This window comes from Micromonospora endophytica, assembly GCF_003236305.1.
Lineage (GTDB): Bacteria > Actinomycetota > Actinomycetes > Mycobacteriales > Micromonosporaceae > Micromonospora > Micromonospora endophytica.
Window position 1 is genome coordinate 1 of sequence record NZ_POTX01000136.1, and the last position, 16,143, is coordinate 16,143.

A 16,143-nucleotide genomic window follows, 5' to 3' on the forward strand; every position below is an offset into this window, starting at 1 on the left:
GGGTGGGGGTGGTGAGGACCAGGTGGCCGTCCTGGTCGATGGTGGTGGCGGTGCCGGTGAGGGTGGTGCCGTCGGGGAGCAGGGCGCGGACCTCACGGCCGACCGTGCCGCACACCTTCAGGTACGCCTCCCGCAGCCCGCTGGCGGTCGCGTCCCCGCCGGCGGTCCGCCACCTGTCGTACCAGTCGGCGATGGCGCGGAGCAGGGCGCGCAGCAGCGGATCCCGGTCGGTGGCGGCGGCGCCGGCCAGTTGCAGGGAGGTGGCCGGCAGGCCGGTCGGATGCTCCGGCAGTTCGTCGGCGCGCAGCGTGACGTTCAGGCCGATGCCGAGCACCACCGCGGGCGGGTCACCGGGCGTGGGGCCGGGCACCGCCTCGGCGAGGATGCCGGCGCACTTGGCCTCGCCGATCAGCAGGTCGTTCGGCCACTTCAGGGTGGCGTCCAGCTCGGCCAGCCGGGTCACCGCCTCGACCAGGGCCACCCCGGCCAGCAGCGGCAGCCAGCCGTACCCGGCCGGGGGTGCGGCCGGCCAACCTCGGTCCGGCACGGCCTGTCCGGGCCGGAGCAGCACGCTGGTCGCGATGCCGGCTCGCGGCGGTGACTGCCAGCTGCGCCCACGCCGGCCGCGCCCCGCGGTCTGCCGCTCGGCGACCACCACCAGGCCCTCCGCCTCGCCGGCCTGGGCCGCCGCGGCGGCGTCGGCGTTCGTGGAACCGGTCTCGGTGCGCAACTCCAGGCGCGCCCAGGGGCCGTAGGGCGCGACGAGCGCCCGGCGCAGCCGGGCCGCCGACAGCGGCGGACGATCCAGATCGGTGTACGGCGAACCCGGCATTCCGCCAGCCTACGGGTGCGCCGCCGAGGTGGGCTGCACTCCATCGATCGCCTGAACCATCGTTATATTCGCTGGGTGACTACCGAGACCGGGAGCAACATCCACAGCACCGCCGGCAAGCTGGCGGACCTGGCCCGCAGGGTCGAGGAGGCGGTCCACGCCGGCTCGGCCCGAGCCGTGGAGAAGCAGCACGCCAGGGGCAAGAAGACCGCCCGGGAGCGGATCGGGATGCTGCTCGACGAGGGCAGCTTCGTCGAGCTTGACGAGTTCGCCAGGCACCGCAGCACCAACTTCGGCCTGGACCGCAGCCGCCCGTACGGCGACGGTGTGATCACCGGTTACGGCACCGTCGACGGCCGCCAGGTCTGCGTCTTCGCCCAGGACTTCACGGTGTTCGGCGGCTCCCTCGGCGAGGTCTTCGGCGAGAAGATCGTCAAGCTGATGGAGCTGGCCATGAAGATCGGTTGCCCGGTCATCGGCATCAACGACTCCGGTGGCGCCCGGATCCAGGAGGGCGTGACCTCGCTCGGCCTCTACGGCGAGATCTTCTTCCGCAACGTACGGGCCAGCGGTGTCATCCCGCAGATCTCGTTGATCATGGGCCCGTGCGCGGGTGGTGCGGTCTACTCCCCCGCCGTCACCGACTTCACCGTGATGGTCGACCAGACCTCGCACATGTTCATCACCGGCCCCGACGTGATCAAGACCGTCACCGGCGAGGACGTGGGCATGGAGGAGTTGGGCGGCGCCCGCACCCACAACACCCGCAGCGGCAACGCGCACTACCTGGCCACCGACGAGTCCGACGCGATCGACTACGTGCGGGCGCTGCTGTCGTACCTGCCGTCGAACAACCTGGACGAGCCGCCGACCTTCCCCGTTGACGCGGACCTCGCGGTCACCGACCAGGATCGGGAGTTGGACGCCCTCATCCCGGACTCGGCCAACCAGCCGTACGACATGCACCAGGTGATCGCGCACGTGCTCGACGACGGCGAGTTCCTGGAAGTCCAGCCGCTGTACGCGCAGAACATCGTGGTCGGTCTCGGCCGGGTCGAGGGCCGCCCGGTCGGGGTGGTGGCCAACCAGCCGATGCACTTCGCCGGCACGCTGGACATCGCCGCCAGCGAGAAGGCGGCCCGCTTCGTCCGCACCTGCGACGCGTTCAACATCCCGGTACTGACCTTCGTGGACGTACCCGGGTTCCTGCCCGGCACCGGCCAGGAGTGGGACGGCATCATCCGCCGCGGCGCCAAGCTGCTCTACGCGTACGCCGAGGCCACCGTGCCGAAGGTCACCGTGATCACCCGCAAGGCGTACGGCGGGGCGTACGACGTGATGGGCTCCAAGCACCTCGGCGCCGACCTCAACTTCGCCTGGCCGACGGCACAGATCGCGGTGATGGGCGCGCAGGGTGCGGTGAACATCCTCTACCGGCAGGAACTCGCCGCCGCCGAGGACCCGGCCGCGCTACGCGCCGAGAAAATCGCCGAGTACGAGGACACCCTGGCCAACCCGTACGTCGCCGCCGAGCGAGGCTACGTCGACGCGGTGATCGCACCACACGAGACCCGTACCCAGATCGTCCGCGCGCTACGGGTGCTCCGCACCAAGCGCGAAACCCTCCCCCCCAAGAAACACGGCAACATCCCCCTCTAGCTGTGCAAGGAAGGGCCCCCTATTAACGCCTCGTGTATAGGAAGGGCCCCCTATTAACACGCAGCAGGCCGCAGCAACCTGTTCTCAGCAGCGCCCAAGGTAGCTCCACCGCTATCGAATCTTGGTGCGAAAATGCCCCTCTGAGGGCGTTTTCGCACCAAGATTCACAAGGACGTCGGGTTCACGACCTGGTGGTACTGCAACTCGTACATGTGTCCGGCCTTCACCATGATCGTCGCCTCGATCGGGCGGCGACCCTCCGCGTAGACGACACGGAACGTTCGCATGATCGAGATGTCGGGCGGCAACTCCAGGACGACGAACTCATCAGAGGTCGGCGGACGCGTCGACACCTGATCGACGAACTCTTGGGGAATGAACCCCAGATCGCTGAGGGCGCGCGGGGTGCCGCCCTTGATGCGCCGCTTCTCGGCGAGCGGCGTTCCCCGCGCGATGTCGACCGGATAATACGAGTGCACCAGTTCGGCGGGTTCGTCGTCGAGTTGCATGACCTGCTTGCGCAGCACAGCCACGTCGCCATCCGCAAGACCGAACGCGAGTCGGACCTGCTCTTCGTCCGGTCGCTGGTCGGCCTCGACGGGGAAGCGATCGCGCCTACCCCGACAGCCACGCCTCCGGTCAGCGGGAAGCGACCAGGCCGGCCTCGGTGAGCAGCGGGCTGGCCAGCATCAGGCCGCCCACGACCAGCACAGCGAGGTTGACCACACCGAAGAGGACGACCCAGAAGAACGCCGGCAGCGGGGTGATCCCGGCGAGTTGGTCGGCGTCGGAGGCCGGCATGCCGCGCTGGGTCCGCATGCGTTGCAATTCCACCACCGGACGTACGCCGCCGAGCAGCAGGAACCACACGCCGGTCCAGGCGAAGGCGGCCTGCACCTGCGGGCTGGCGTACCAGGAGATGGCGAGCACCGCCCCGCCGGTGACCACCAGGGTCAGCGCACCGTAGACGTTGCGGATCATGACCAGCATGGCCAGCAGCAGCACCACGGCGATCCAGAGCAGCAGCGTGATCCGGTTGCCGGCGAGCAGCCACGCCCCGCCCAGGCCGACCAGGGGCGGCGCGATGTAGCCGGCGAGCAGGGTGAGCGCCATGCCGGGACCGGTGGGGCGGCCAGCGGAGAGGGTCAGGCCGGAGGTGTCCGAGTGCAGCCGGATGCCGTGCAGCTTGCGCCCGGTGAGCAGCGCGGCCAAGGCGTGCCCGCCCTCGTGGGCGATGGTGATCGCGTTGCGGGCGATCCGCCACGGCAACCGGGTGGAGACCACCAGCAGCGCGACCACACCGGTGAGCAGCACCAGCAGCGGCGGCGGGTCGGGCTGCGCGCCGAACAAGCGGTCCCAGAACTCCGTCATGCCATCCACCGACACCATGGGGCGCGAGCCTACCGCCCACGTCCCGACGCCGGTCCGGCGGCGACGAGGTGTTCGGATGTCGATCCCGGGCCAACCGCCCGTATGGTGTCAGACTGACCGGGTGACGATCGGATCGGGAGGTGAACGCCGGTGACCGCGGCCCCCTGGAATCGCACGTGGGTCCGTGGACGGAGGCCGAGTACTTCGGTACGGGCAAGACCAACGCCCGGTTCGAGCTGCTCGGCGGGAGCCTGCTCGTCAGCCCTGCCCCGAGTAAGCGACACCAGTTGGTGTCGCGGCGCCTGGCAAACAGCCTCGACCTCGCGGCCGAGCCCGCCAGCCTCGCAGTTTTCGAGGCGGTCAACGTTCGACTCGGCCCCAACCGGATCGCGATACCGGATGTTGTCGTGGCGGACACCGACGACGAAGGCACTGTGATCGAGGCGGCCGAGGTGGCGCTGGTCGGCGAGATCGTGTCGCCGGGCAACGCCGCCGCCGACCGGGTGCTCAAGATGCAGCTCTACGCGATCGCCCGGATTCCCTGGTATTTGCTGGTCGAGCAGGACGGTGACGCGCACTCGCTGCGGCTGTACCGGTTCGACGGCGGGCACTATGTCGAGGAACAGGTCGCCAAGGCCGGCGAGACGCTCACGCTCACCGAACCGTTCCGCTGGCAGGTCGATCCGGCGGCGTTGCGCTGAGCGCCAGGTGGGCCCGCCACGTACCACGGCGACCGCAGCCGACTGATCGCCCTGGCAACAACACCTGACGTACGGCTGCGGCGGTAGGCCGGCCCTGCGCGGAGCAGACACCGGACCACCGCCGTACACCTGCCGTTGCCGGCGTGCCCACCCTCAGCCCTACCGCCGGCGCGGCATCGCTCAGACTTGTCGTCTCGTCGCTCAGGCCCGTCGGCGGGCGGTGAGCGCGACCGGCACGGTCATGCCGCCACGGCGGGTTACGCTGCCCCGGCGGGTCAGGTTCCAGCCGGCGAACGCGGCCCCGGCCAGCGTCAGCAGACTGACCAGCGTGGCCAGCACCGCGACACCGGCGGTGGCGATCAGCAGTGCGAGATTGCCGAGCACCACGAAGGTCCACAGTGCCAGACGGGGCCGGGCATCCGTTCCTCGGTAACCCATGTCGGGCCTCCCTTCCGTCCTTGGAGATCAGATACCCCGAACGGCGGGAAACCATGCCTGGCGTGATCAGTCCTGGCGGTCCGGCACGAACTCCCGGAAGATCATCTCGAAGTTCTCAAGCTCGTCGTCCCAGTCCTTGTTCGCGACCTCCCAGCGCAACGCGAAGGCCCGGTTGCTGGCGGTCACGAAGGCCCGGTTGCGGGTACGGATCCTGGTGTTGTCACGGTCCTCGAGCCAGTCCCAGTCCGCGCAGGTACGCCACTTGCACTCGAACGACCGGATGTTGATGAACTCGTAGTTGCGCACGAGGTTCTTGCGGTTCGGCTCTTGCCTGCGCCATTCGGCGGCGGCATCCTGCTTCGGCTCGTTGGTCCGGTCGATGAGCAGTTCACCGACACCGTTCGGGTCCTGGTAGATGACCGAACTGCCGCTGCTGCTGCGCCGCCACCCGTCGGGGATCGGCAGCTTGAAGCCCACCGGGTCGGTCTTCATCGACCACCCCTCGGGCAGGCCACCGGCGGTCTCGGACGGGCTGGGCGAGGCGGACGGCGTGGGTGAAGCGGACGGGCTCGGCGCGGCACTCGTCGGCGCCGGCGTCGCAGGCTCCGAGGTCGGTGCGACCGACGACGCCTCGGTGGGGCTGGCCCCACCCTGCGGGGTCTCCCCCTCACCGCCGTCGCCACTGGTCAGCAGCGGCACCGCCACCACCAGGCCGACAAGCAGCAGGGCCACCAGGGCACCGACGAGCACGGCGCGCCGGGTCCGCTCCGACCGCAACTGGCCGGCCTTGAAAACCGAACCACGCGCCGGACTCACCGGCGCCGACGACAACTTCGAGGTCCGTTCAGGGACGACAGGCGTCGCGTCGCCCCTCGACACCGGCGAATCCACCCGGGTCACCGCGACATCCGGCGCCGACCGGTCCGTCCCGGCCGTGGCCGTCACGCCTGAGGCACCGGCCGCCGGCTGCGCCGCGGCGGCGTTCGCCAGCTGCGCCGTACTGGCCTCCGCCGCCTGCTCCGCAGTGGCGCTCGTTGCCCCGGCCTGCTCGCTCGGCTTGTCCCGGCCCGGCCCGTTCGTGCCCTCAGCAACAGCCTTGCCTCCGGCGACAGCGCCCTCGCCGTCGGCGGCGTCCACACTGTCGGCGGTGGCGTCCTTGGCACCGGCAGCCGCCCTGCCCCCGGCGGCCTGCGCGACTGCGGCGTCGGCGGAGGGCGAGTCCGGCTTGCTCGCCGAGACAGCCCGGTCAGGGGCGTCCACCTTCGTCGTGGGCGCGGCATCCGAGCCGGTCGCGGAGGCGTCCACCTTCGTCGTGGGTGCGGCGTCAGAGCCGGTGGCGGAGGCGTCGACCTTCGCCGTCGCGTCCGCACCGGCCGGGGTCGCGGTCGCGCCGACAGCGGCGGCACCAGCGGCGAGACCGGACCGCGCAGGGGTACGCGGTGCCGGCGGCGTGACCGGAGCAGAGGGGTTGGCCGGCCGCTCCCCGGAGGGGCGCGGCCCCGGCACCAGCGGTGGTCGCGGCTCGCGTGGACCGTTCGGCCCCGGCCGGCGTACCCCGTCGAGCAGTGAGATGCCGCGCGTCCGCCGGACGCTCGCCTTGCGCAGCATGCGCTCGGCGGACTCGGCGGTGATGCGTTCCTGGGGATCCTTGCGCAGCAGTCCGGTGAGCACCTGCTTGAGCGGGCCGGCGTTGCGCGGCGGCGGCACCGGTTCGGTGGCGAGCGCGGCCAGGGTGGCGATCGCCGACGAGCGAGCGTACGGCGACTTGCCCTCCACGGCGGCATAGAGCGTGGCACCCAGCCCCCACAGGTCGGCCTCCGGCCCGGCCGTGCCGTCCCGGGCCCGCTCCGGCGATATGTACGCCGGTGAGCCGAGCACCATGCCGGTGCGGGTGACGTTCGGGTCGCCGGGGATCGTCGCCAGGCCGAAGTCGGTGAGCACCACCCGCCCGTCGTCACCGAGCAGCACGTTGCCCGGCTTGACGTCGCGGTGCATGATGCCGGCCTTGTGCGCGGCCTTCAACGCGTTCAACACGCCCAGCCCGATCTCCACCGCCCGGGCCGGTGGCACCGGCCCGTCCGCGGCGAGCGTGTCCTGTAACGATCGGGAGGCCACGTACTCCATGACGATCCACGGGTCACCGTCGGTGCGGAGCACGTCGAAGATGCGCACAACGTTGATGTTGTTGAGCCGGGCGATGGCCCGGGCCTCGCGCAACGAACGCTCCCGCATCTCGCGACGCTCGTCGGTGGTCAGGCCGGGCGGTGGTACGAGTTCCTTGATCGCGACGTCGCGGTGCAGCACCTCGTCGCGGGCTTTCCATACCCGACCCATGCCGCCCTGACCGAGCGGCGAGATGAGCCGGTACCGGTCGGCGACGAGTTGGGGGTCGGGAGCGTCAGACATCGCTGAGACGGTACCCGGCAGCACTGACGCTCACACCGTCGGCACGCCACTCTGCGACGAAGATCAAGCTCACGCCGCGTACCCTGGGCATATGCCTGGGGATGAGCCGCTGTTCCGGATCGTGCGCGGCACGCCGACCGCCGAGGAAGTGGCCGCGTTGGTAGGCGTGATCGTCGCCCGCTCCCGCCCGGCGCAGGGGTCGACCCCGGCCCCGACCTCGGCATGGGCGCGCAGCGGTCGCCCGGCGGGCCTCGGCCGACTGCCCGGCCCCACCGCGTGGCGCGACTCCGCGCTTCCACACTGAACTCTCGCGCTCACCCGCTCACCTTCAGATATACGACACTTCGGCATACGCGCCGGACGATCGAGTCGCGGTCAACGCGCGGTCGGCGCGGTCAACGCGGTCGGGGCTCCCGAGGGCGGCGGTCACACACTAACCTCACTCTGGGAAGCTGGTTCGTGACAGGCTGGGAGGGGCCCGCATGATCCCCGAGGAGGACCGACAAGCGTCCTGGTTACGCGGCTACGGTGGCATTGAGGCAGACATCCAGCAGATGCGGGAGTTCGCCGACCGACTCCGCGCCGAGGTGGACAACAACTACGCCGCCCACCTGCCCTACATCGCCAATGACATGCTCGCCAAGGTGCCCAACCCGGCCGACGCGTTCATCGAGTTGGTGCACTTCATGCGGGCCCACTGGGAGACGCAACAGGCCGCCGCGAACGCCGTCTGGGGCCTCGGCCACAGCACCGGCCACCTGGCCGACGCCGCCGGACAGGTCGCCGACCGGTACGGCTCGGCCGACGCCTTCTCGGCCGCCCGGGTGACCGACATCCAGCAGGCCCTCAAGGGCACCGGCGTCGCATCCGGACAGTCCGGACAGTCCGGTCCATCGCCGTCGTTCACCGACCCCACCGGCCCCGAGAGCGCGGGCCCGGTGGTGTTGCCGTGAGAGAACCCGGCGTCGGCCGCAGCGGTGGCCTCACCGACTGGTACCTCATGAACGTCGCCGACATGTGGGCCTGCCTCCAGGACCACCAGGCCGACCACCACTGGCGGCACGTCGCCGGCTGGCGCAAAATCTGCGATCTGGCCGGCCAACACCTCACCCGACTCCGGACGTACCGCGACGGTCTGGCACGAGCCTGGCCACCCGAGACCAACACCGCCGCCCGCGTCTACCTCGCCGAACTGGACGACCTCATCGACCAGGTGCAAAGCACCCACGACGCCGCCGCCGCCAACCAGAGCGCGCTCTCCGCCGCCACCCAGGCCCTCACCAGCACCCGCACCGAACTAAAAAAGATCTACGACGAGTACGCCACCAAGCTCCAGCAGAAGCGAGCCTGGGACGAAACGGCAGCCGACCCGAAAGCCGCCGCCGGCAGCAGAGCAACCCAGCCACCGGTCACCGACACCGAGTTGGAACGCCTGAACATCCAGGCACGCGGCATCATGTACGGGCTGAGCGGCGAACTCCAACAAGCCCAAGTAATGCTCCGCCAACCCCCACCCCCGCACCGAGCTCAGCCTGCGCGGGATCAGCCGGCGTTCGAGGGCAATCACCCTGCCAGCGGTCCAGCCCCGATCATTCCCCCGATCTTGCCTGTTCCGCTGTCTCCCCCGAGCAACGCCGCATCGTCCAGCCGGCCATCATCGCCGGCACGACCAGTCCCCACGACCAGTTCCCCTACGACGGGTCCAGTCCTAGGCGCGGCTCCTCCTGGGCCGGTGGCTGCCCATCCCAATCCCACAGCGCCGGTCCTGGGATCGCCCGCCCCGCCCTCTCCCGGCTTTGGAGCGCTGCCGCCAGCACCACCTTCGACAGACACGCGACCTGCCAGCCCCGCCCCAGGGAACGGCCAGTCTGGCAGGCCGAATGCTAGTGGACCAAACCCACGAATCATGCCATTTGGAGGCGTCATCGGCGGTGCCCCGAATTCTGGTCTGGGCCGACCAACATCGAATGGCGAACAGGTTCGACGAGTCAATCCAGTCGGTGGAGTAATTGGCGGCGGAGCCGCTGGCACGGCCCCGACGGGGGCGGCCGGCTCCCGCCCAGGAGGAGTCAAAGGACTCGGCGGAATTAACAAGTTTCCGAATACTAACACCCCGCCCTATTTAGGCATGTCGAACCTCAACAGCCCTGGCGGCATTCGGGCCGATCATCGCAGCCCGGAGGGGAATGATCTACGCCGATGGGATCCAGACCATCCCTGGGAGACAGATCGGGGCGTTAGCCCGGTGGTTCGACCACCGGACGAAGAGGGACCAATTGACCCTGGCCCCGCCATCGGAATTAATCGGTGACGATCACAACTGCACGCCTCGGGATTGCACTTATCCTCCTTGCATCACTCACACTATCGCCAGCCTATCCCGCCGAAGCCAATCGGACGCCACCGGCAACTGAAGTGGAAGACATCCGAGGGAAGCAATGGCATCTAAACTATCTCGACGTCAGCGGCGCACATAAGATCAGCCAGGGGGACGGCATCCGCGTGGCCGTGATTGACACAGGCGTCCATCCACACCCGGACCTTCGAAATAATCTACTTCCGGGAGCCAACGTCGCACCTGAGGAAATCGGCGATGGACGCCATGATCAAGATGGCCATGGGACCGGCATGGGGGGCCTTATAGCCGCACACGGACAATCAGTGAACAAGGGAGCGCTAGGAATTGCACCCAGAGCGCGCATACTACCTGTCCGCTTCAAGCTAGAGGGCTCTCTTGGCTCAGCAGGAGATCTTGCTCGCGCCATCGAACACGCCACGCATAACGGGGCTGACGTAATAAGCATCTCATCCGCCGGCGGCCCTGATGTCAGGGTTCAACAGGCGATAGATGCGGCCGCTCAAGCGGATGTGGTGCTCGTGGCAGCGGCCGGGAATCAACCCCACGACCAGCACGTCGGATTTCCTGCAGCTTACCCTAATGTTGTTGCTGTTGGCGGCATTGACCGCGATAGCGAACACGCCGATGTTTCTGTCAGCGGAGACGAGATTGACGTTGTGGCACCAGCGGTCGAAATTTACAGCACTGGAATCGACGGCGAATACCGAGTTGGAACGGGCACGTCGGGGGCTGCGGCGATTGTGGCGGGGGCGGCGGCGTTGGTGCGGGCGAAGTATCCGTACCTTCCGGCGGACGAGGTGGCGCATCGGTTGACTGCGACCGCAATCGACAAGGGACCACCCGGGCGTGACGACCAGTACGGGTACGGGGTCATCGACCTGGTGGCGGCGCTGACGGCAGACGTACCGCCGAGGGGTTTTGAGTCGATGCCGGCGACCGCGCCGGGCGGCGGCTCGACCACGGCGGCGGATGGGCCACGGGCGGACCCGGAGCGGGACGCGAGCGTGCGGGGCCTGATCACCTTGGGTGTGTTGCTGGCGGCTGGGGGTGCGTGGGCATGGTTCGTTCGACGTCGGCGCAGATCCGATGATCCGCCACCTCGAATCAGTCGCTGAGGCGATGGTGGGACCACGCCATCTCGGTGACGAACACGCGGGGGGCGATCGGTGGCACTCATATTCGCGAGGATCGTGATTTCAGCATGAAATCAGTATTTCTCAATGAGAACACGCAAGCAGCAAGAATGAAGAGCCTGGGGTTACCGTCCGTGACTTCCGAAGGCGCAGGTGGCGTGATGCGTGGCTGACGGTGGGAACCGGTAACGTCAGCGAGGTGTCTGATGTCTTGCCGCTTCGACTGGTGCTCGCCTCAGCGAGTCCGGCCCGCCGGAAGTCCCTGCAAGCCGCCGGCATCGAGCCGGAGGTACTGGTCAGTGGGGTTGATGAATCACTCGTGGTGTCCGAGCGGGCAGAGGATCTCTGTCTGGAGTTGGCCCGGCTGAAGGCGCAGGCGGTGCTGAGTCGGTTGCGGCCCACTGACGAGCAGCGGACGCTCGTGTTGGGCTGCGACTCCGTGCTCGCCTTCGACGGGGAGATTCTCGGTAAACCTGAGGATGCCGCCGAGGCCACTCGGCGGTGGGAGCGGATGCGCGGTCGCAGCGGGGTGCTGCACAGCGGCCACTGTCTCATTGACATGGTGGACGGGCGTCGAGCGGAGGCGGTCGCTTCCACGGTGGTGCACTTCGCCGACATCACTGACCACGAGATTGCCACGTATGTCGGTACCGGCGAGCCGCTGGCGGTGGCCGGCGCGTTCACGATCGACGGTCTCGGTGGGCCGTTCGTGGAGCGGATCGAAGGAGATCCCGGCACCGTCGTCGGGCTTTCCCTACCACTGTTGCGACGCCTGCTCGCCGATCTTGACCTGCGGATCACCGATCTGTGGACGAAGGTCGCGCCCGGCAACCAGTTGGTCGAGCCGCTCGGCTAGCGTCCGAGCATGACGCTCAAGTCGATCCCGCTCACCGACGAATTGCACGCTTACCTCGTCGCGCACGGTGCCCCGCCGGACGAGGTCGTACGCGACCTGGCCGAAGAGACGCTGGCCCTCCTGCCCGCCCAGGCTTCCATGCAGGTCGCGCCGGAGCAGGCCGCCTTCCTGACGTTCCTGACCCGGCTGCTCGGCGTACGGCAAGCGGTGGAGGTGGGCACCTTCACCGGCCTCTCCTCGCTGGCGATCGCCCGTGGCCTCGCCGAGGACGGGCGGTTGACCTGCTTTGACATTTCGGAGGAGTACACAAGCGTCGCGCGACGTTACTGGGCGCGCGCGGGCGTCGACGACCGGATCGAGCTGCGCATCGGCCCGGCCGGTGACCGGCTGCGGGAGTTGCCCAACGAGCGCCACCTGGACTTCGCCTTTATCGACGCCGACAAGACGGGCTACCCGATCTACTGGGCCGAGTTGGTGCCGCGGATGCGTCCGGGTGGGGTGATCGCCGTCGACAACGTGCTGCGGCATGGCCGGGTGACCGCGCCGCAGAGCGCCGACGACCGGGCCATCGCCGCCTTCAACGACGACGTCCTGGCCGACGTACGGGTCGACGCCGTGATGCTGCCGATCGCGGACGGCCTGACGCTCGCGCGGGTGCACTGACCGCCCAGGTACCGGGTTGTTAAGAAGGGGCCCTTCCTATACACGAGGCGTTAATAGGGGGCCCCTCCTTTCACCGCACGCTGCGGGCGAACTGGCGGGCGGCCCAGAAGACGCCGGCGGCGGCGAGCACCGTGATGATGGTCAGGCCCTGCCAGACCCGTTCGTTGCCGACGTCGCCGTTGAACAGCGCCCGGGTGCCGTCGACCGCCCAGGAGAACGGGTTCCACTTGGCGACGCCCTGCAACCAACCGGGGGCGAAGGCGAGCGGCAGCAGGATGCCGGAGAGCAGCAGCACGGGCTGGGCCACGGTGTTCATCAGAGGGGCGAGCGCGTCCTCGCTCTTGACCTTCAACGCCACACCGTAGGAGACCGCCGAGGTCATCAGCGCGATCAGGGCGAGCATGAGGTACGCCAGCAGCAGGTCACCGATGAAGACGCGCAGGTCGAACAGGAGCGCGAGCAGGGTGATGATGACCGCCTGGGCCAGCAGCGACACCACGTCACGCAGGGAGCGGCCGAGCAGCAGGGCGAGTCGGCTGACCGGGGTGACCCGGGAGCGTTCGATGACTCCGGCGCGCAGTTCGGCGATCAGACCGAAGCCCTGGAACAGGCCGCCGAAGATGGCCAGCAGCACCAGCAGGCCGGGTACGAAGATCTTGTACGCCTCGGCCTGGGTGGGCGCGTTCAGCGCCGGCTTGAGCAGCGGGGCGAAGAGCAGCAGATACATCACCGGCTGGAAGACGCCGACGAAGACCCACACCGGGTTGCGCAGCAGCAGGTGCAGTTGTCGCTGGAAGATCAGCCAGGTGTCACGGGCGAGCTTCATGAGATCTCCTGGTCGGGTCAGGACTCGCGCAGCGAGCGGCCGGTCTTGGTGAGGAAGACGTCGTCGAGGCTGGGACGGTGCAGCTCGATCGACCTCAGGTCGAGCCCGGCGGCGTCGATGCGACGCAGGATCCGGGGGATGGCGGTGGCGCCCTCATCGACGAAGAGGCGCAACCCGCCCTCGTCGAGGGTTTCCAGCCGGTTGACGTACTCCTCGCCGTCGAGCAGCTTCTCGGCCTCGCCGGTGTCGGCCAGTTCGAGGCCGACCTGCACCACGTCGCCGGAAATCTCGCGCTTCAGCTCGGCAGGCGTACCTTCGGCGACCACCTCGCCGTGATCCATGATCGCGATGCGGTCGCAGAGCGCGTCCGCCTCGTCCAGGTAGTGGGTGGTGATGAAGACCGTCATGCCGTCGGTGCGCAGCCGCCGGATCTCGTCCCACATGTGGGCGCGGCTCTGCGGGTCGAGCCCGGTGGTGGGCTCGTCCAGGAAGACGATTTTCGGCTCGTGGATGATGCCGAGCGCGATCTCGACCCGGCGTCGCTGGCCACCGGAGTACGTCTTGCACTTGCGGTCGGCGAACTCGGTGAGCTGGAACGCCTCCAGTGCCCGGACGGCCCGTCGCTGCGCCTCGGCCTTACCGATGCCGTACATCCGGGCCTGGAGCACCAACTCCTCCCGGGCGGTGGACTCGTCCCAGGTGCTGCCGCCCTGCGCCACGTAGCCGATGCGGCGGCGTACCTCGCCCGGGTCCTTGAGCAGGTCGGCACCGGCGACGGTGGCCTGACCGCCGTCGGGCTCGATGAGCGTCGCCAGCATCCGCAACGTCGTGGTCTTGCCGGCGCCGTTCGGGCCGAGGAACCCGAAGATCTCGCCCGCCGTCACGTCCAGGTCGACGCCGCGTACGGCGTCCACGGTCTTCGTCTCCCGACCGGCGCGGCTGCGGAACGACTTCCGCAGCCCTCTGGTCTCGATCATCTTTACTCCCCGTTCGAGGCCTCCGTCGGCCAGCGTCGTCACGGCCACCCGACCACATGCGTACGACATCACCCGCCAGGCGAGCCCGACCGCTGCACACCCCTGAGCGATCGTTAGGGCCAACCGGGCGAGCTATAAACTCCCGGTCAGCAACTTCCGGGAGGAGCCAAGGTGCGCAAGGTACTCATCGCCAACCGGGGCGAGATCGCCGTCCGCGTCATCCGCGCCTGCCAGGATGCCGGCCTGAGCAGCGTCGCGGTGTACGCGGACTCCGACCGGACGGCCCTGCACGCCACGCTCGCCGAGGAAGCGTACGCCCTGGGCGGCGACACCGCTGCGAATACCTACTTGCAGGTCGACAAGCTGATCGACGTCGCCGCCCGTTCCGGTGCCGACGCGGTGCACCCGGGCTACGGCTTCCTCTCCGAGAACGCCGATTTCGCCCAGGCCGTCATCGATGCCGGGCTGACCTGGATCGGTCCCACCCCGCAGGCGATCCGTGACCTCGGTGACAAGGTCACCGCCCGGCACATCGCCCAGCGGGCCGGCGCTCCGCTGGTGCCCGGCACCCCCGAACCGGTCGGCAGCCCGGACGAGGTGATCGCCTTCGCGGTCGAACACGGCCTGCCGGTGGCGATCAAGGCGGCCTTCGGTGGCGGCGGGCGTGGCCTGAAGGTGGCCCGCACCATGGCGGAGATCCCGCAGCTGTTCGAGTCGGCCACCCGCGAGGCGGTCGCCGCGTTCGGCCGGGGTGAGTGCTTCGTCGAGCGGTACCTCGACCGGCCGCGCCACGTCGAGGCGCAGATCCTGGCCGACCAGCACGGCAACGTGATCGTGGTCGGCACCCGGGACTGCTCGTTGCAGCGCCGGCACCAGAAGCTGGTGGAGGAGGCGCCGGCACCGTTCCTCACCGACGCCCAGCGGCAGCAGATCCACGACAGCGCCAAGGCGATCTGCCGGGAAGCCGGCTACCACGGCGCGGGCACGGTCGAGTACCTGGTGGGCGAGGACGGCACCATCTCCTTCCTGGAGGTCAACACGCGGCTTCAGGTGGAGCACCCGGTCACCGAGGAGACCGCCGGCATCGACCTGGTACGCGAGCAGTTCCGGATCGCCGACGGGGAGCCGCTGCGGTTCACCACGGACCCGACGCCGCGCGGGCATTCGATCGAGTTCCGGATCAACGGCGAGGACCCGGGCCGCAGCTTCCTGCCGGCCCCGGGCACGGTGACCGCGCTGCGCCTGCCCAGCGGCCCCGGCGTACGGGTGGACACCGGCATCTCGGCCGGCGACGTGATCGGCGGCAACTTCGACTCGCTGCTGGCCAAGGTGATCATCACCGGGGAGACCCGCACCGAGGCGCTGGAACGGGCCCGCCGGGCGTTGGACGAGATGGTGGTGGAGGGGATGGCGACCGCGTTGCCCTTCCATCGCCTGGTGGTCCGCGATGCCGCCTTCACCGCCGAGCCGTTCACCGTGCACACCCGCTGGATCGAGACCGAGTTCGACAACACCGTGCCGCCGTTCGCCGGTGCCGCCGGTGCCGCCGGCCCGGCCGAGCGCGAGACCGTCGTGGTCGAGGTGGCGGGCAAGCGGCTGGAGGTCAGCCTCCCCGCCGGGTTCGGCGCGGGTACGACCACCTCAGCGCCAGCCGGGCGGAAGCCGACCCGCCGCAGCACCAGCGCCACGGCCGGTACGCCGGCCAGCGGCGACGCCCTCACCTCCCCGATGCAGGGCACCATCGTCAAGATCGCAGTATCCGACGGGGACACCGTCGCCGAGGGTGACCTGGTGGTGGTCCTGGAGGCGATGAAGATGGAGCAGCCCCTGTACGCCCACCAGGCCGGCACCATCAGCGCCCTGTCCGCCGAAGTCGGCGCGGTCATCCCCCCCGGCACCCCCATCTGCACCATCACCTAACC

At 69.2% G+C, this 16,143-nt stretch carries 14 protein-coding genes and 1 pseudogene; 8 read left to right on the forward strand and 7 right to left on the reverse strand.

All coding sequences use genetic code 11. The features are described 5' to 3' along the window. Nucleotides 1-832, reverse strand: an 832-nt coding sequence (locus C1I93_RS19055; protein ID WP_111244656.1) for a biotin--[acetyl-CoA-carboxylase] ligase, incomplete at its 3' end; no start/stop codon positions are given. Nucleotides 833-907: 75 nt separating this feature from the next. Here C1I93_RS19055 and C1I93_RS19060 point away from each other — a divergent pair. Continuing rightward, on the forward strand, nt 908-2,491 hold the full coding sequence (locus C1I93_RS19060; RefSeq protein ID WP_111244657.1) for an acyl-CoA carboxylase subunit beta: 1,584 nt from the start codon (nt 908-910) through the stop codon (nt 2,489-2,491). A 164-nt stretch (nt 2,492-2,655) separates the two neighbouring features. On the opposite strand, the pseudogene C1I93_RS19065 reads toward C1I93_RS19060, so the two are convergent. Further along, nucleotides 2,656-3,075: pseudogene (locus C1I93_RS19065) on the reverse strand (UTRA domain-containing protein); the annotation flags it as partial. Between the two features lie 55 nt (nt 3,076-3,130). Beyond that, the gene (locus tag C1I93_RS19070) at nt 3,131-3,880 is read right to left on the reverse strand and encodes a M50 family metallopeptidase (RefSeq protein WP_111244658.1); all 750 of its coding nucleotides are present in this window, start codon (nt 3,878-3,880) and stop codon (nt 3,131-3,133) included. Nucleotides 3,881-4,038: 158 nt separating this feature from the next. On the opposite strand from C1I93_RS19070, the gene C1I93_RS19075 reads away from it, so the two are divergent. Then, a complete protein-coding gene (locus C1I93_RS19075; RefSeq protein WP_223256407.1) occupies nt 4,039-4,563 on the forward strand; it encodes a Uma2 family endonuclease in 525 nt (174 codons plus the stop codon). A gap of 201 nt (nt 4,564-4,764) precedes the next feature. Here the strand turns inward: C1I93_RS19075 and C1I93_RS19080 are convergent, their stop codons facing one another. Together C1I93_RS19080 and C1I93_RS32965 are read right to left on the reverse strand one after the other, a co-directional pair. Next, nucleotides 4,765-5,001 (reverse strand): hypothetical protein, encoded by a 237-nt coding sequence (locus C1I93_RS19080; protein WP_111244659.1) that lies wholly within the window; start codon nt 4,999-5,001, stop codon nt 4,765-4,767. A 66-nt stretch (nt 5,002-5,067) separates the two neighbouring features. Next, the gene (locus tag C1I93_RS32965; protein ID WP_111244667.1) at nt 5,068-7,407 is read right to left on the reverse strand and encodes a serine/threonine-protein kinase; all 2,340 of its coding nucleotides are present in this window, start codon (nt 7,405-7,407) and stop codon (nt 5,068-5,070) included. Between the two features lie 91 nt (nt 7,408-7,498). Between C1I93_RS32965 and C1I93_RS19090 the strand changes: the two genes are divergently transcribed. From C1I93_RS19090 to C1I93_RS19115, 5 genes are all read left to right on the forward strand, one after another. After that, nucleotides 7,499-7,711, forward strand: coding sequence for an acyl-CoA carboxylase subunit epsilon (locus C1I93_RS19090; RefSeq protein WP_111244660.1), 213 nt, complete (start codon nt 7,499-7,501; stop codon nt 7,709-7,711). Between the two features lie 178 nt (nt 7,712-7,889). After that, nucleotides 7,890-8,360, forward strand: coding sequence for a hypothetical protein (locus C1I93_RS19095; RefSeq protein ID WP_111244661.1), 471 nt, complete (start codon nt 7,890-7,892; stop codon nt 8,358-8,360). A gap of 1,354 nt (nt 8,361-9,714) precedes the next feature. After that, nucleotides 9,715-10,881, forward strand: coding sequence for a type VII secretion-associated serine protease mycosin (mycP, locus tag C1I93_RS19105; RefSeq protein ID WP_223256408.1), 1,167 nt, complete (start codon nt 9,715-9,717; stop codon nt 10,879-10,881). Between the two features lie 217 nt (nt 10,882-11,098). Further along, nucleotides 11,099-11,755, forward strand: coding sequence for a Maf family protein (locus C1I93_RS19110; RefSeq protein WP_111244670.1), 657 nt, complete (start codon nt 11,099-11,101; stop codon nt 11,753-11,755). Between the two features lie 9 nt (nt 11,756-11,764). Further along, entirely contained in the window at nt 11,765-12,418 is a 654-nt protein-coding gene (locus C1I93_RS19115) for an O-methyltransferase (RefSeq protein ID WP_111244662.1), read from the forward strand. A gap of 70 nt (nt 12,419-12,488) precedes the next feature. On the opposite strand, the gene C1I93_RS19120 is transcribed toward C1I93_RS19115, so the two are convergent. Continuing rightward, entirely contained in the window at nt 12,489-13,244 is a 756-nt protein-coding gene (locus C1I93_RS19120; protein ID WP_111244663.1) for an ABC transporter permease, read from the reverse strand. 17 nt (nt 13,245-13,261) lie between these two features. Continuing rightward, complete coding sequence (locus C1I93_RS19125) at nt 13,262-14,221, reverse strand: ATP-binding cassette domain-containing protein (RefSeq protein ID WP_111244664.1); 960 nt, start codon at nt 14,219-14,221, stop codon at nt 13,262-13,264. 171 nt (nt 14,222-14,392) lie between these two features. Between C1I93_RS19125 and C1I93_RS19130 the strand changes: the two genes are divergently transcribed. Next, nucleotides 14,393-16,141, forward strand: coding sequence for an acetyl/propionyl/methylcrotonyl-CoA carboxylase subunit alpha (locus C1I93_RS19130; protein WP_111244665.1), 1,749 nt, complete (start codon nt 14,393-14,395; stop codon nt 16,139-16,141). The last annotated feature ends 2 nt before the right edge of the window (nt 16,142-16,143 follow it).

Bases quoted from the DNA above. Each gene is read 5' to 3' on its own strand.
- C1I93_RS19070 (WP_111244658.1), bottom strand. From the start codon at position 3,880: ATGGTGTCGGTGGATGGCATGACGGAGTTCTGGGACCGCTTGTTCGGC.
- C1I93_RS19080 (WP_111244659.1), bottom strand. From the start codon at position 5,001: ATGGGTTACCGAGGAACGGATGCCCGGCCCCGTCTGGCACTGTGGACC.
- C1I93_RS32965 (WP_111244667.1), bottom strand. From the start codon at position 7,407: ATGTCTGACGCTCCCGACCCCCAACTCGTCGCCGACCGGTACCGGCTC.
- C1I93_RS19090 (WP_111244660.1), top strand. From the start codon at position 7,499: ATGCCTGGGGATGAGCCGCTGTTCCGGATCGTGCGCGGCACGCCGACC.
- C1I93_RS19095 (WP_111244661.1), top strand. From the start codon at position 7,890: ATGATCCCCGAGGAGGACCGACAAGCGTCCTGGTTACGCGGCTACGGT.
- C1I93_RS19115 (WP_111244662.1), top strand. From the start codon at position 11,765: ATGACGCTCAAGTCGATCCCGCTCACCGACGAATTGCACGCTTACCTC.
- C1I93_RS19120 (WP_111244663.1), bottom strand. From the start codon at position 13,244: ATGAAGCTCGCCCGTGACACCTGGCTGATCTTCCAGCGACAACTGCAC.
- C1I93_RS19125 (WP_111244664.1), bottom strand. From the start codon at position 14,221: ATGATCGAGACCAGAGGGCTGCGGAAGTCGTTCCGCAGCCGCGCCGGT.